The organism is Paenibacillus sp. YN15 (assembly GCF_003285005.1).
In the GTDB taxonomy this organism is placed as follows: domain Bacteria; phylum Bacillota; class Bacilli; order Paenibacillales; family NBRC-103111; genus Paenibacillus_AR.
Window position 1 is genome coordinate 94,789 of the sequence record NZ_QMFA01000011.1, and the last position, 14,895, is coordinate 109,683.

Annotated in this window: 15 protein-coding genes; 10 read left to right on the forward strand and 5 right to left on the reverse strand. The window is 54.7% G+C overall.

The features are described 5' to 3' along the window. The first annotated feature begins 3 nt into the window (after positions 1–3). The 5 genes from DQG13_RS11575 (at position 4) to DQG13_RS31205 (ending at position 2,830) form a co-directional block, all read left to right on the forward strand. Positions 4–438: a NucA/NucB deoxyribonuclease domain-containing protein gene (locus DQG13_RS11575; protein WP_113019914.1), complete on the forward strand. Its 435-nt coding sequence runs from the start codon at positions 4–6 to the stop codon at positions 436–438. 254 nt (positions 439–692) lie between these two features. After that, positions 693–1,019 carry a PadR family transcriptional regulator gene (locus DQG13_RS11580; RefSeq protein WP_113019915.1) on the forward strand — a complete coding sequence of 109 codons (327 nt, stop codon included), beginning with the start codon at positions 693–695 and terminating at the stop codon, positions 1,017–1,019. A 4-nt stretch (positions 1,020–1,023) separates the two neighbouring features. Then, positions 1,024–1,998, forward strand: a complete 975-nt coding sequence (locus DQG13_RS11585; protein WP_113019916.1) for a permease prefix domain 1-containing protein — start codon at positions 1,024–1,026, stop codon at positions 1,996–1,998. 207 nt (positions 1,999–2,205) lie between these two features. Further along, positions 2,206–2,319, forward strand: a complete 114-nt coding sequence (locus DQG13_RS31200) for a putative holin-like toxin (RefSeq protein ID WP_220094363.1) — start codon at positions 2,206–2,208, stop codon at positions 2,317–2,319. Positions 2,320–2,716: 397 nt separating this feature from the next. Beyond that, a complete protein-coding gene (locus DQG13_RS31205) occupies positions 2,717–2,830 on the forward strand; it encodes a putative holin-like toxin (protein ID WP_220094363.1) in 114 nt (37 codons plus the stop codon). A gap of 198 nt (positions 2,831–3,028) precedes the next feature. Here DQG13_RS31205 and DQG13_RS11590 read toward each other — a convergent pair whose 3' ends face one another. Then, positions 3,029–3,391 (reverse strand): sensory rhodopsin transducer, encoded by a 363-nt coding sequence (locus DQG13_RS11590; RefSeq protein WP_113019917.1) that lies wholly within the window; start codon positions 3,389–3,391, stop codon positions 3,029–3,031. A gap of 250 nt (positions 3,392–3,641) precedes the next feature. Between DQG13_RS11590 and DQG13_RS11595 the strand changes: the two genes are divergently transcribed. From DQG13_RS11595 to hisS, 3 genes are all read left to right on the forward strand, one after another. Next, positions 3,642–5,126: an alpha-N-arabinofuranosidase gene (locus tag DQG13_RS11595; RefSeq protein ID WP_113019918.1), complete on the forward strand. Its 1,485-nt coding sequence runs from the start codon at positions 3,642–3,644 to the stop codon at positions 5,124–5,126. Positions 5,127–5,158: 32 nt separating this feature from the next. Continuing rightward, positions 5,159–5,419: a DUF6171 family protein gene (locus DQG13_RS11600; RefSeq protein WP_113019919.1), complete on the forward strand. Its 261-nt coding sequence runs from the start codon at positions 5,159–5,161 to the stop codon at positions 5,417–5,419. A 290-nt stretch (positions 5,420–5,709) separates the two neighbouring features. Then, positions 5,710–7,014 carry a histidine--tRNA ligase gene (gene hisS / locus DQG13_RS11605; protein WP_113019920.1) on the forward strand — a complete coding sequence of 435 codons (1,305 nt, stop codon included), beginning with the start codon at positions 5,710–5,712 and terminating at the stop codon, positions 7,012–7,014. A 36-nt stretch (positions 7,015–7,050) separates the two neighbouring features. On the opposite strand, the gene DQG13_RS11610 is transcribed toward hisS, so the two are convergent. Continuing rightward, positions 7,051–7,686: a class I SAM-dependent methyltransferase gene (locus DQG13_RS11610; protein ID WP_113019921.1), complete on the reverse strand. Its 636-nt coding sequence runs from the start codon at positions 7,684–7,686 to the stop codon at positions 7,051–7,053. A gap of 228 nt (positions 7,687–7,914) precedes the next feature. Continuing rightward, complete coding sequence (locus DQG13_RS11615) at positions 7,915–8,496, reverse strand: GNAT family N-acetyltransferase (RefSeq protein ID WP_146767145.1); 582 nt, start codon at positions 8,494–8,496, stop codon at positions 7,915–7,917. 402 nt (positions 8,497–8,898) lie between these two features. Between DQG13_RS11615 and DQG13_RS11620 the strand changes: the two genes are divergently transcribed. Then, a complete protein-coding gene (locus DQG13_RS11620; RefSeq protein WP_113019923.1) occupies positions 8,899–10,227 on the forward strand; it encodes a hemolysin family protein in 1,329 nt (442 codons plus the stop codon). A gap of 233 nt (positions 10,228–10,460) precedes the next feature. Here the strand turns inward: DQG13_RS11620 and DQG13_RS11625 are convergent, their stop codons facing one another. After that, positions 10,461–11,747, reverse strand: coding sequence for a Gfo/Idh/MocA family protein (locus DQG13_RS11625; RefSeq protein ID WP_113019924.1), 1,287 nt, complete (start codon positions 11,745–11,747; stop codon positions 10,461–10,463). Between the two features lie 198 nt (positions 11,748–11,945). Between DQG13_RS11625 and DQG13_RS11630 the strand changes: the two genes are divergently transcribed. Next, positions 11,946–12,842, forward strand: a complete 897-nt coding sequence (locus DQG13_RS11630; protein ID WP_113019925.1) for a helix-turn-helix transcriptional regulator — start codon at positions 11,946–11,948, stop codon at positions 12,840–12,842. A 38-nt stretch (positions 12,843–12,880) separates the two neighbouring features. Here the strand turns inward: DQG13_RS11630 and DQG13_RS11635 are convergent, their stop codons facing one another. Then, positions 12,881–14,716, reverse strand: a complete 1,836-nt coding sequence (locus tag DQG13_RS11635; protein WP_113019926.1) for a hypothetical protein — start codon at positions 14,714–14,716, stop codon at positions 12,881–12,883. Positions 14,717–14,895: the final 179 nt, after the last annotated feature.

Consider the following 14,895-nt stretch of genomic DNA (forward strand, 5'->3'; position numbering starts at 1 on the left):
TTCATGAAAAAATACATAAGAATCGCCACTCTGCTGCTTATTGTGGGTATCCTTTGGTATGCCCAGCTTAACGGGTACATCGATATCCGCACGGATAGTCAAACCGGCGCAGGAGAGACCGTAACGCTTCACTTCCCGGCAGACCGCTACCCGGAAACAGCCCGGCACATTAAAGAAGCCATCGCGGCGGGGGAATCCTCCATTTGTACCCTGGACAGGAATGGGGCTGAGGAGAACCGCAAGGAATCGCTGAAGGGAATTCCCACCAAAACAGGGTATGACCGGGATGAATGGCCTATGGCTATGTGTGCGGAAGGCGGGGCCGGTGCGGATATCCAATACATTGACCCCTCCGATAACCGCGGTGCAGGCAGCTGGGTCAGCAATCAGCTGGAGCAATATCCAGACGGAACCCGCGTGCAATTTGTGGTGCCTTAGGCTGCAAATAATTATCTGCTTTCCCTTCATAATTTATGAAGCCTTTTGAATAACCTGCCCTTCATGCTGCCTGTAACCTTGCAGCAGCTGCGGCAGGTTTATTTTTTACCATATCAGCCTATACGAAATAAATCATTTAACTACTTTATCTGTCGTAGTATTTATGCTACAATGATTTTACTACGACAGTCGAAGTACGACAGATGCAGTAAAGGAAATGCAGCACCACCGATGATGAGAAAGGAGGCCGGCGTTTGATCAGCAGCGATGTGATCCGGGGGTATAACGACACCATGATCCTGTATATGCTTCTCCATGGAGAGTCCTATGGCTATGAAATCTCCAAGAACATCAAAAAGCTCTCGGAGGAGAAATACATTATGAAGGAAACCACGCTCTATTCCGCTTTCACCCGCCTGGAGAATAACGGTTATATTGAATCCTTCCATAAAGATGAGAGTCTGGGCAAAAGGCGCACCTATTACCGCATTACTCCATCGGGATTGGCTTATTACCAGGACAAATGCAGAGAATGGCTGGTTACCCAAGAGGTTGTCAACAAATTTATAAAGGAGCTGTGACGGCATGGATACAATCGCCAGCTATCTGGATAACATGTTTGCTTCCCTCCCCCGCACCCGGCAGATGCTCACTCTGAAGGAAGAAATGCTGGCTACGATGGAGGAGAAGTATCAGGAGCTGAAGCAAGAGGGCAAAACGGAAAACGAAGCGGTAGGCATTGTCATTTCCGAGTTTGGCAATATCGATGAGCTGCTGGCGGAGCTGAATATCCCGCTGCCCGCAGAGGAAGCGGCTCTGCCGGTTGTAACGGAGGAAGAGGCTTTGGACTTTATGATGATGAAGAAGAAAACCGGTCTTTTGATCGGATTGGGCGTTTTTATGTGTCTGGCGGGTGCGGCTCTGCTTGTGCTAATTTCCGCTTTGGTAAAAGACAGCTTGGTGGGCTGGGAGCTTTCGGAGGATGCCGGCTATATGGTGGGGCTTGCCGCCATGTTTGTTTTGGTTGTGCCGGCCATTGGCATTTTTATCTACACGGGCATGAAGCTGGAAAAATACAAGTATTTGCAGGGAGACTTCGTAATTGCCTCTTCCCTGAAGGGTATGATTGAAAACAGGAAATCGGCCTTCGCTCCTTCCTATACCGTTTCCCTGATATCCGGTGTTTGTCTGGCCGTTCTTTCTCCGGTTGCCATTTTCATCGCGTCCGCCGTTGGGGATAGAGCCACCGCTTATGGAGTGCCCGTCCTGCTGATGTTTGTGGGCATTGCCGTATTCCTGTTCATTTATTATGGAACCATCCGTGAAAGCTACAATATGCTGCTTCAGAAAGAGGAGTTTACCAAGGAGAAAAAAGAGGAGAATCGGGTGATCGGGGCGGTTGCTTCGGTGGTGTGGCCTTTGGCTGCCTGCATTTTTCTGGTCAGCGGTTTTATCTATCACCGGTGGGACATCAATTGGGTGATCTTCCCCGTCACCGGCATCCTGTTCGGCACCTTCTGCGGCGCGTACAGCATCTTGAAAGGGCGGGGCCATGCGTAACCAGAAATTAGGTCGCTCTGCACTGACAGAGCGGCCTGTTTTTTTGCAGCGGATACGCCATAGCGATCATCAGGTTTATTCGCCGCGGAGTCGCGTGGGATAAGAATTTTGGGACTTACTGGAATGCCGCGGATGTGGTAAAATGCAAGAGCAATAGAATAGGCTTGCAAGGGCGGTCGGCTAATCTCCCGGAAGGGAGGGATGCCTGTGGAGGTTAAAGACGCTTTGACACTCATGATTAGCTTCGGTGCGCTGCTTGTTGCGCTGCTGACGTTGGTCGTGACCATCGTCGTAGCGGTTAACCATAACACAAAGAAATAGACCGCCCTGGTCAAGGTGACGGTCTATTTCGCCTAAACCTAACTCCTTAAGCCGACCGCCTTTCAAGCGGCTGTTGCGCATGAGAGTCGTGTTAGCAGCACGGCTCTCTTTGCATTGTTCGCTGTTTCTACGTTCAGTATACCACAGCGTATATCAAATTCTCAATGCCCGGCACCGGTTTTTAACACCGCGCTTGCGGATATGCCAGGATGACCAACGGTTGTTCTTGGCCGGTGAAGCTCCTGGCTTATCAGCGCGTTTTGAGACTTACTGGAATACCGCGGATATGATATAATCGCAGAGCAATAGAATAGGCTTGCAAGGGCGGTCGGCTAATCTCCCGGTAAGCATATGCTTACGAAGCAGGCTTTCTCACGAAAGCCCTCGGGTGATGCCTGTGGAGGTTAAAGACGCTTTGACGCTCATGATTAGCTTCGGTGCGCTGCTTGTTGCGCTGCTGACGTTGGTCGTGACCATCGTCGTAGCGGTTAACCATAACACAAAGAAATAGACCGCCCTGCGCTAAGGGGAACGGTCTATTTCTCTGACTAAATAACCCCGTAAAGCCGACCGCCTTTCAAGCGGCTGTTGCGCATGAGAGTCGTGTTGCGAGCACGGCTCTCTTTGCATTGTTCGCTGTTTCTACACTCAGTATACCACAACGCATATCAAATCCTCAATGCCCGATGCATCGGCTTTAACACCGCTTTTACAGCGGATACGCCATAGTAGTCATCAGGCTGTTCTCGGCCTGGGTGGAATCCAACCGGCTGTATTGCACGATTACCGGCACATTGCTTTCCACTTCCATGGCATAGGGAACGCCTACCGGAATGCCCACGCCGTCTTTGATCAGGGAGCTTGTCCGGATATGCTTTGTCCGTTTAGCCGGACATACAGCCGGGACCTTCTCCAGGGGAGCCTGATCCTCGTAATATACAGTTACCAAAATTTGCGCGTCCTCGTCTCCGCAATTCAGCACGCAAATGGATTCATGGCTCAGCAGCTCACCCTTGCTTACCGGGGGGATAAAGCCGTCCGGAATATACCAATTCAATGCACCCTTGCCCATGTTCAAAAAGCACCTCCGCAGGTAATGGTCGTTCTCGTGTTCATACCGTTTCCCCTCTATCATAACGGGCTTACAGAAGCGAATCAATAGCCCCCAGGAATATTTCACAGAAAAACAAATAAATTCGGAAACAAAAACAGATCGCTCAAGAAAGCAGGATATTGCGGTAAAAAAGCAGCTTTGGTTATGTTCGTCCCATTTTTCCCGTGATAAGGTAAGGGTATTCCAAGGTATAAGGAGCCATATGCCAATGACTGAGCTGAAGATCGACGCCGCCACAACCGCCGGCACCATCAACCGCAATATTTACGGCCATTTCGCCGAGCACTTGGGCAGATGCATCTATGAAGGAATCTGGGTCGGGGAGGACTCTCCCATCCCCAATACCAAGGGATTGCGCAATGATGTGGTCGCCGCTTTGAAAGCGCTGGACATTCCCGTGCTGCGTTGGCCGGGAGGCTGCTTCGCCGACGAATACCACTGGATGGACGGCATCGGGCCCAAGGAAAACCGGCCGCGTATGATCAACACCCACTGGGGCGGGACGGTGGAAAACAACCATTTCGGCACCCATGAGTTTATGGAGCTGTGCGAGCAGTTGGGCACGGAGCCGTATATCAACGGCAATGTAGGCAGCGGAACCGTATATGAAATGCAGCAATGGATGGAGTACCTGACCTTTGACGGAGAATCCCCCATGGCCAATCTGCGGAAGCAAAACGGCCGGGAGCAGCCCTGGAAGGTGAAATATTTTGGCGTGGGCAACGAAAGCTGGGGCTGCGGCGGCAACATGCGGCCGGAATATTACGCGGATGAGTACCGGCGCTATGGCACCTACGTGCGCAACTACGGGGATAACAAGGTCTACAAAATCGCCTGCGGAGCCAGCGAAGGCGATTACCACTGGACCGAGGTGCTGATGCGGGAAGCGGGCAGACATATGCATGGCCTGAGCCTGCACTATTACACGCTGCCTACGGGGATTTGGGCGGATAAGGGCTCGGCCACGGATTTTGACGCCACCGCCTGGTTCGAAACTCTGCGCCGCACCCTGTACATGGATGAGCTCTTGACCAAACATTCTGCCATTATGGACAAATACGATCCTGCCAAACGGGTGGGACTGATCGTGGACGAATGGGGCACCTGGTACAATGTGGAGCCGGGCACCAATCCGGGCTTCCTCTACCAGCAGAACTCCATGCGCGACGCTCTGGTAGCGGGCATCAACCTGAATTTGTTCCATAAGCATTGCGACCGGGTGCACATGGCCAACATTGCCCAGACCGTCAATGTGCTGCAAGCGATGATCCTCACCGAGGGGGAAAAAATGGTGCTCACCCCCACCTACCATGTGTTCGAAATGTACAAGGTTCACCAGGACGCCGAACTGGTGCCGGTGGAGTTGGACAGCCCCGCCTACACCCTGGGCGCCGTCAGCATCCCGCAGCTGTCCGTCTCCTGCTCCCGCAATGCGGAAGGCAGGCTGCATTTGTCCCTGTGCAATTTGCACCATGCCGAAGCCGCGCCGGTGCAGGTGAAACTGTCCGGCCTGACCGTTGCCGCGCCGAAGCTGAGCGGACGGATTCTGGCCCATGACTCGCTGCAAGCCCATAATACCTTTGCCGATCCGGAGAATGTGAAGCCTGCCGCGTTTACGGCGATGGAATGGAAGGACGGCGTACTGTCGGCCACTTTGCCCCCGGCTTCCGTTGCGGTTATAGCCGTCGGGTAAGCTTTCCGTAATTGAAAGGAGTGCGGCAACGGATGGAAGCAGGCTGCAAAGGCTGCATGGAGGTAGACGCGGCAGCGGAGGTGGAGCGGCTGTGGAAGCGGATGAAGCTGCGGGAGGGGGAAGCCGTCAGCGATGCGGTATATGCGGCGCGGCTTGCCGCATGTGAAGCCTGCGCAGCCTTGCAGGGCGGCTCCACCTGCCGCCACTGCGGCTGCCTGGTCCGCTACCGGGCCCGGCTGACGGACGGGGTTTGCCCTTGCCCCGGCGGCTCCAGGTGGGAGGGACTTCTGTAGGGCAAACACGCAGCGTTTGGACAAAAACAGGTTGCATCTGCCGGGAGATAGCGCTATAATACAGCTTAATTCGGATTGACGCGAGGAGAATCTGTCATGAACAGCGCGAAATTCCAATGCAGGAGCAACCATTATTACCACAAAAAGCGTTAGCACCCCTGAAGGCAATATTCAGGGAGGGCTAACGCTTGACGCGTTGGCCTCCCTGCGGCATAGGAGCGCGCGGGACCAAGAGGTCCTGCGCGTTTTTTGTTTGCTCCGGCAAATTTATTACCGGGAGGGGTTCAACCATGCAAAATGTCAAAGGCACGGCGGACTATGTTGGAAGCGTGGAGCAACTGCGCGGACAGGTAAGAGAATGGCTCACGGAGCTGTTCCGGATTTACGATTTTGCGCCGATGGAAACAACCGTCTTAAACGAGATGGAGCTGCTGGAGGCCAAATACGGGGGCGGCGAGGAAATTTTGAAGGAAGTCTACGCTTTAAGCGACCAGGGCGGACGGAGTTTGGGACTGCGTTATGATTTGACCCTGCCCTTCGCCAAGGTGCTGGCGCTCCAGCCGGGCCTCCCATTGCCCATCAGGCGTTACGAAATGGGAAAGGTGTTCCGGGATGGACCAGTGAAGAAGGGCCGTCTTCGGGAATTTACCCAATGTGATGCGGATATAGCCGGCATAGCGGGGCCGATGGCGGAACTGGAGCTGTTCGGACTGGCCCGGGATGTGTTTGAACGCGTTAACCTGCCGGTCCGGATTCACTGGAACAACCGCAGACTGCTCCAGGAGCTGCTGGAGGCGCTTCAGGTGCCGATGGAAGACATGCCCGGCGTCATGCTTGTAATGGATAAGCTGCACAAGATCGGCACCGGTGGGGTAAGGCAGGAGCTGCTGCAAAAAGGGCTGGACGAAGGGACGGTGGAGCGGCTGCTGAAGCTTTCGGAAGCGTCGGAATGGACACCGCATAAGCTGACCGCCGCTTTTGGACTGAAGGCCTCTCCCGGGGCGGAAGAGGCCTTGGCGCTGTTGGAGCTTCTGGAGGAAGCAGGACTTGCTTCCATCTGCCGGTTTGAGCCTTTCCTCACCCGCGGGCTGTCCTTCTACACGGGAACGGTGTTCGAGGTGTTTGACGCCACAGGCAAATACCCCTCCAGCCTGGCGGCAGGAGGGCGCTACGATGCCATGGCCGGCAAGCTCGGCGGCAATCCGGAACGGGATTGCCCGGCAGTGGGCATCTCTTTTGGCTTGGAGAGCATGATGGCGCTGTTGCATGAAGGGGATGCTGGATTAGAAGTCCCCGCCGCCATCGTGCTCCCTATAGGCGACGAAGCGCTGCCTGCAGCGGCCCGGGCGGCAGACGGCCTGCGGCAAAGCGGGATCTGCACCCGGGTGGAATACAGCGGCAGAAAGCTGGCCAAGGCTCTCTCCTCCGTTGCCAAAAGCGGCATCCGGTATGCGGTGCTGGTCGGTCCGGAGGAAGCCGCCTCGAATCATGTGCGGCTGAAGGACCTCACTGACCGGTCGGAGATGGTCATGCCTCTGGACCAGGCGGTTTACATGATTGAAAAAACCACGGACCAGCGTCTGTTTGCCTGGTGACCAGACTGACTGTCCGCCCGCAAGGGTTGGTGCATATTATAAGTCGCGGGGCTTTCTGGCGGCAATAATCCGCAGCCTGTATTGCTTGGAGCCTCCCCCCTCGTAGCGGAGAGTCTCGTCCACTTGATCCAGGGACAGAATTTGAAAGGAACGGAAATGCTCCCGCAGATCCTCCTCCGAAAAAAAGTGGGCGTATTTTCCCGGCGTATATTCGTACGTTCCGGGCTCCAGGCACCGGCCGGTTCCGTAATGGCTGTCCTCATCCGAGAAGCATGTGGCATACACCAGGCCCCCGGGCTCAAGCCAATGAAGGAGATTGCCCATCAAACGCCGTCTGTCCCCTTCCAGGAATAAATGCAGGATATCATAGGCAAAGATGCCGCCGGCCTTTCCTTTCATCGCCGACCGGTCCAGAACGGACCCCATGCGAAAGTCGGTCAGGGGGTCCCACTCTCTCCCCAGCCGTACTGCCTCCGGGGATAATTCAAGGGCCTCCGTCCGGAATTCCCGCGAGAAGGCTTTGGTATTCCGGCCGTAGCCCGCTCCCGGCACCAGCACCTGCGCGATTCCGGCTTCCCGGAACAGTGCCGCCGCGGCGAGGGCTGTAGGACTGGGCTCCGTACCCCAGATTTTGCCCTGCTTGCGGAAACGTTCACTCCAATATTGCTCCATATGCAGCCGCCTCCCGACGGGATTGATTTTGCGTTCCCATACATGTAATCGAATTGTAATAATGCCTTCATGTTGCATTAATACAAGCCGGGTAATATAAAAGCAACCCCCCTTTTTGAATATAATATATCTTAGACCCGCAGCCCCGTGGCCAGCGGGTCCTTTTTTTGTGCAAGTGCTCCGGACCCAGTTTCCGTCATTTCGCAAATAATCGGTCTTTTGCCCCCTTCACTTCCGGTACGCCCGCTCGTGAAACGCGGTGATGGCTTTGAACAGCTCCCGGCCGTCCAGGCTTAAAGCCTCCCGGCCCGGGAAGGACAGCGCCAGGGCGCGGTACGGCTCCGGCACCCAGATATAATGATGCACGTAGCCGGTTAGCTGAAAGCCGCAAGCCTGCCAGAAGCGGATGCGGGCCAAATTCACTTCCGTTTCCTCCGCTTCCGCCTCCACCACAATGCCGCGGCACCAGGGAAACGCCTCCGCCTCCGCGCGGATATCATCCAAAAACCGTTTGCCTATCCCTTGGCCGCGCCAACTGTCCGCCACAGCCAAATAATCGATGACCCAAATCCCCCGGCCGGTGTCCGGCCCCGACAGGGCCATGGCCGCAGGCTCCCCATTCAGCCTTGCCGCATGAAGCCGGCACATGCCCTTCCGGAACATGGCGCGGACAATCCGCTCCGGCTTGCGGCCATGCTCAGGAAAAGCCGCGGCATAAATCGGCTTAGCCTCTTCCCACAGGCCCCCATCCCATTCCCCGGAGGAGCAGTACGAATAATCCGGGTTTCCATCTTTTATTTCTTCCGCCATGCGCCCGCCTCCGTCCACTTTCACCGCCTTTTCGCCCCCTGCTTCGTTACCTTTCCTAAATCTGCTCCCTTCGGAGCTATAAGACGTCCCTAATTGTACGGGTTTAAGCAGGGAAGTTCAATCCTTCCCGCAGACGCCGAATTTGCCCCCGGGCTTGCTTGGAGGACTTGTATATCGGTATACTAGAATTCAATACATCATTTTCCCATTGGAGGCGATAGCGCGTTATGGACGATGACCCCGAGCCCCGAGAGGTGAATCATTCACTTCTTGCTTACCGGCTTCGTCAGAGGATTGTTTGTGTGAGCTTCAGGACAAGATATTACAGAAGAATCTGATGCCTCATTTGAGGGCAGTGATGAATGCAATCGCAACTTTCAAATGATGGAGGAGGATTTACTGATGGCTGTTGAAATCATTATATTGGTGCTTCTGATTATTCTGAATTCCTTTTTTGCCGCTTCGGAAATGGCGCTTATTTCCCTAAACGACAACCGCATCCGGGCAATGGCCGACAACGGGCACAAGAAGGCCATCAAGCTGCAGGCGCTGCTTTCCGAACCGACGCGCTTTTTGTCCACCATCCAGATCGGCATTACGCTGGTGGGATTCCTGGCCAGCGCCTTCGCCGCGGAACGGTTTGCCGGAGACCTGGGACAGGCGCTGTACAATTGGGGAGTTCCGCTGCCGCTTTCCGTGCTGTCCACCCTGTCGGTAATTGTGATTACCCTGGTGCTCTCCTACTTCACCCTGGTCATCGGGGAGCTGGTGCCCAAGCGGATCGCCATGCAAAAAGCGGAGCCCATCGCCATGTTTGCCGTCGGACCGTTGACGGTGCTGTCCAAAGCCACCCTTCCCTTCGTTAAGCTGCTGACCGCCTCCACCAATGTGCTGCTGCGGGCGGTGGGCGTTGATCCCAACGCCAACAAGGAGGAGGTCACCGAGGAAGAAATCCGGATGATGGTGGATGTGGGCAACGAAAACGGCAGTATTCAGGAATCCGAACGGATCATGATCAACAATATTTTTGAATTCAACAATAAAGTGGTTTCCGATATTATGACCCACCGCACCCATGTTATCGCCATTCCGCATCATATTTCCCTGGCCCAACTGGTGGAGCTGGCTTCGGCGGAGAAATACAGCCGTTTCCCGGTGTATGAGCATGACTTCGACAACATCATCGGCATTCTTCATACCAAGGATCTGATTCCTTATCTGAACCTGGCTGCCCAGGAGGACTTCAAGCTGGAGAAGCTGCTGCGGCTTCCCTACTTTGTTCCCGCGGCCAAGCGGATCGACGAGCTGTACCGGGATATGCAGAAGAACAAAATCCATATCGCCATTGCCATCGACGAATACGGCGGAACCACCGGCATTGTGACCATCGAGGATTTGCTGGAGGAGATTGTGGGCAATATCTTCGACGAACACGACGAAGAAGAGCGGGAATATGAGAAGCTGGATGACCATACCTACGTATTCGACGCCCTGTCCAACATCCGCGATGTGAACCGCTGGCTGGGAAGCAAGCTGCCGGAGGATGACCATGATACGCTCAGCGGTTTTATTATCGGAGAGCTGGGCCGCATCCCCAAATCCGATGAGCGTCCCGTAATCGAGTTTGAGAATCTGGTCATCAGGGTGCAGGAGGTTGTGGAAAACCGCATCGGCCAGGTGAAGGTTTACATTACCCCCGACAAAAACAGCGTGGCGCAAGAGGCGGATTAATATATAACGACCCCTATGTAAAAATGCGGTTCCCCGCATGTATATAAAAGAACGCCCGGCCGGCAGCGGATGCTTCCTTCCGGGCGTTCTTTTTAATATGAACCGTTTATACGGATTAGCGTCTTTTCGTGAGAATTCTTGTATATCAATTCATCTTTTGCGGGACTCCAGCACAAAAAGCTCTCCTGCCGAGAGAAGCGCCAAGGCTTCAGGCAGAAGAGCCGCAGAGCTTATTAGATCTTAATCAGGTCGGAAATCCGGACTGGCAATCCGGTTTTGATCGCCTGGTTGGCGGCAATACCGGTCATGATAGAGCGGGCGCCGTCCACATGGTCGGCCGCGCGGTTGTAGATGTCTTCGTCCGGCTCGCCGAACAGGTCGTTCAAGAGCACAGGGTCGCCGCCGCCATGTCCGCCGGCCTTCTCCTCCACCTGCACCTCATACGGAGCGTCGAACATGGGGTGAACCACCAGATGTTTGCCCACGATAGCGCCTTCCAGCGCCCGGTCGCCGCCGGCGTTTACATAAGAGGTTTCGACGATGTTCATTTCGATCCGGCCCTTGGAGCCGTTGAAGGCGATGCGGTAGCCTTCCCAAGGCATGTAGGCATTCAGGGAATAGGTGAGGATGGCCTTGTTTTTGTACCGCACCATAACGCCCATAGTGTCCTCAATGTTGATGCCGTCGCCGAACACGCTTTGATCGCGCTGATAGCCGTCGTCCTTTTCCGCATCCAGATACATCGCCTTCAGGTTCTCGTTCTCGTCCATATGCAGTGCGAAGGGATCACCCTTGGCATTGGCGCTGCCGGTAGCCCGTTGGTAGAAGGAGGTGACGCCGCGCTTCTCGGCGTTTTCCCGGCCGTAGAACATCAGGTCGCCAAAGGCAAATACCGTTTCCGGCTCGGAGCCGATCCAGAAGTTCACCAGGTCGAAATGGTGGGTGGACTTGTGAACCAAGAGGCCTCCGCTGTTGCGCTTGTCCCGGTGCCAGCGGCGGAAATAGTCGGCGCCGTGTTGGGTATTCAGCAGCCACTCGAAGTGGATGGAATGAACATCCCCAATGACGCCGCTGGCGATCAGCTCGCGGGCCTTGGTGTGATGGGGCGCATAGCGGTAGTTGAAGGTGACGCGCACCTTGCGGCCTGTGCGTTCCACAGCATCATAAATTTCCTTGCATTTTTCCACATCCACGGTCATGGGTTTCTCGGTGATGACATCGCAGCCCAGCTCAAGAGCGCGGATAATATAGCGGTGATGGGTCCGGTCCACGCTGGTGACAATGACTACATCCGGCTTTTCAATCTCAATCATTTTGTCGAATTCTTCAGTCTTGTAGGTATTGACCGAATGGTAGTTATATTTCTCCTGCAACAGCTTGTTGGCATAATCCATCCGGGTCTGGTTGATATCGCAGAACGCGGTCAGCTCCGAGGTTTCCCGGTAGCTCTCGGCAATCGCCCCATAGAAAAACTGCGCTCTTCCGCCAATGCCCACCTGCACATACTTCTTCTTCGCCATGTAAATAACCCTCCTAATGGTCTATTTCCTGCTTTATTGGCATCCAGCATGGTTACGTTCACAAGCTCATGGTATCACAGTAAAATGATAATATCTCCGCATTTCTAAGGATTTATTACTTCAACACCGCATATTTTGCTATAATAAAAGCAATCATTTGAACAATTATAAGAACCCAAAAAAAGGAGTCCGCCTTCCATGGAACTCTCCAGGCTGCCCGTTTCCTTGCATTTCGGCAAAACCCCCAACCCGCGACCGGTTCAGGTGGAATTTGACCGCCGGTCCCAGTCTTACACCATGACCGCCAACCATTTTCACAGCGAATATGAGCTGTATTACCTGTTTAACGGCGAACGCTATTATTTTATCAAAGACCGGACCTATACCATTCTGGCAGGCGATCTGGTGATGATCGATTCGGAGGAGGTTCACAAGACAGCCAACCGCAACATCCCCAACCATGACCGGCTGGTGCTTTATTATCAGCCCGCTCTGTTTGCCGCCCTCCAGGAGGAGGAGCGGGAGCTTCTCCTGTCCGTGTTCCGGCGGGACTACCCCGTTCTCCGCCTTAACCTCCAGGAGCGCCTGATGGTGGAGGAGCTGCTGCTGTCCCTTCTGGAGGAGGTGGCGGAGCAGCCTCCCGGCTACAGCCTGCGGGTGGAGCATTTGGCGGTGGAGTTTCTTTTGCTGACGGCGCGGATTCTCCTGAAGAAGGAAACAGTGGCCGCGGAGGCTCCCTCCCCTTCCCAACTGAAGCTTACCGAAATCGTCCGCCATATCAACACCCACTACAGCGAACCGCTGGATCTGGAGGGGTTGGCTGCCCGTTTTTTCATCAGCAAAAGCCATTTAAGCCGGACCTTCAAGGAATTTACCGGCTTCGGCTTCAGCGAATACCTGATTTTGACCCGGATCAAAGAAGCCCAGCAGATGCTGCGGGGCTCCACAAAAACCATTACGGAAATTTCCGAAGCCTCGGGCTTCGATAACTTTTCCCATTTCGGCAAAACCTTCAAAAAAGCCACCGGCATGTCTCCCCGGCAATACCGCGCCATCCACCAGAACAACAAAACCGGCGGAGGGCAAGGGGCATAAGCAGCTCCGCCTCCACCGGCAGCTTTTCCATCATCGTGTCAACCTTCCGATTCCCGCACTTTATACAGTCCGTCGGGGCCTCTGACCGGCTCAGCCCCTTTCTCTCCGTTTGGCGGACTCCATAACGGCCATGCATCGAGCTTGGCGTCATAGCGGTAAAAGGCCTCTTCCAGACTGAGAATCAGCTCGCTGCCCGAAACGAAAAAGTGGCCCTGGCCTTGACCGGGGGGCTCCGCCATCGCCCGCTCCTTCTCCCCGGGACGCCAAAACCTCCATCCCGCAGGAATAATGTTCTGGCCGCCATCCTTGTACAGCTGGAGATAAACTCCTCCGTCGGCAGCCAATCTGGCAATCCCATCCGCCGTATAACGCGATCCATCCGTACCGATATATTCGGTATACGGAAGACCCTCCCTGGTCTTGGTCCGATAGATGCCGTCTGCAACAGGAAGAACGGATAAATCCAGCAGGTGGTATTTGTTAATCAGCGCCGACCGGGAAAAATCCTCCTCCGTTTTGAGCAGTTCTCCGCCACCGTAGGTAAAGAACGAAACCATACCGGACTCCATCCGGTTTTGAAAAGCCAGAACATAGCTCAGCTTCCGGAAAGGGTCCCAGACGGCAAAATGTATATTGTCGCTTTCGTCCCTCTGATGGCTGCGAAGAATTGTTTTGGTCAAGGAATTGATGTCATACGTGAACACACCGGCATAGGAGGTATACATAAGGGAATCGGAACCGGTCCAGGAAATAGGGGCATCCCCGGGCTCCACCGTGGAGTAGAAAACATGCTCCAACACGGCGGGCTCTTTGCCCTCCCGCTCCAGAATAAAGGCGTAGCTCCACCCATCTCCGTCGCCCATAGGGCCTCCAATGCTGACAACTCCCACATAGCTTCTTTTGTCCGGAGAAATAATCAATTGATCATACAAACGATCCCGCGGCCCCATGGGAAGGGCCTCGCCTGAAAGACTGTCCTTCCAGACACTGGAGGGCATACGGCGGATCACCAGGCTCCCCTCCTCATAGTACAGCCGGTTTCCGCTTACTGCCTCCAGGGTATCCAACCGGAAATAACTCTCGGTATATGGCTCTTGAGCAGAACCGGCCTCCCCAAGTGCAATCCGGAGCTTCCGCATATCCTCCCATTCCGCCTGCACCGGCCTGCCATCCCGGTCAACGGGCAGCGCGGGCAGCATATCCTCGGAAAACTGAAGCGCCACACTGTCCCTCTCCGCCGGAAGCAGCAAATGTACGCCGTATTCCCTTGCTCGCAACAGCAGGGCGTCCGAATCTCCCTTGCCCGCCGTTTCTGCCGGCACATAACCCAAAGTCTCCCGGCGCTCGATGATTATATCCGGCAGCCCTCCCAGGCTTAACGGAGCGGAGGTCCCCACGGGGAGCAGCAGCTTCACTTGGATCTGCTTTTCATCGTGGGCCATCGGGATGATCTCCGCTTTTTTCCCGCCCAGCTCGATCCCGTCCAGCACAGCGGACATGCTCTTGGCATCGGCTTCGGCAAATTCGAGAACAATGAACAGCTTTTCCCAATGATACACCACCTTTAGCGGCCCCTCGGGAAGCTCTGCAGTCTCCCAGGAAACCAGCATCCTGTTGGTGGTTTCATTCTCCTCCGTGAAGGCGATCCGCTTTATCAGGCCCGCAGCCGCCGTATCCGGGGCGTTTGGCGATGGGGTTGGGGAAGGGTCACCTGCACCTGCACCTGCGGCGGCGGAGGCTGCAACGGTTGGGCTCCCATTCCCCGCTCCGGGGGCAGTCATACTTGCGCCGGGCTGCTCCGAAGCGGAATCACAGGCAACCAAGGCAAACACACCAACAATCATGATAACAATAAGGGCGAAGTTCCGAACCAAGCCTCTCCCTCCCAAAAATGAATTTGTACAATGATATGGAGATCCTTTCCATCTTAACATAAAGCCATTTTGTTTACGAAAATGCCGTATACTGCGCATTTTCATTCGGGGGAATGTTTTTGTATTCAACATCACCCGCTTATGCTATAATTTGCTCGTTTTGTACGATTGCTTTATGC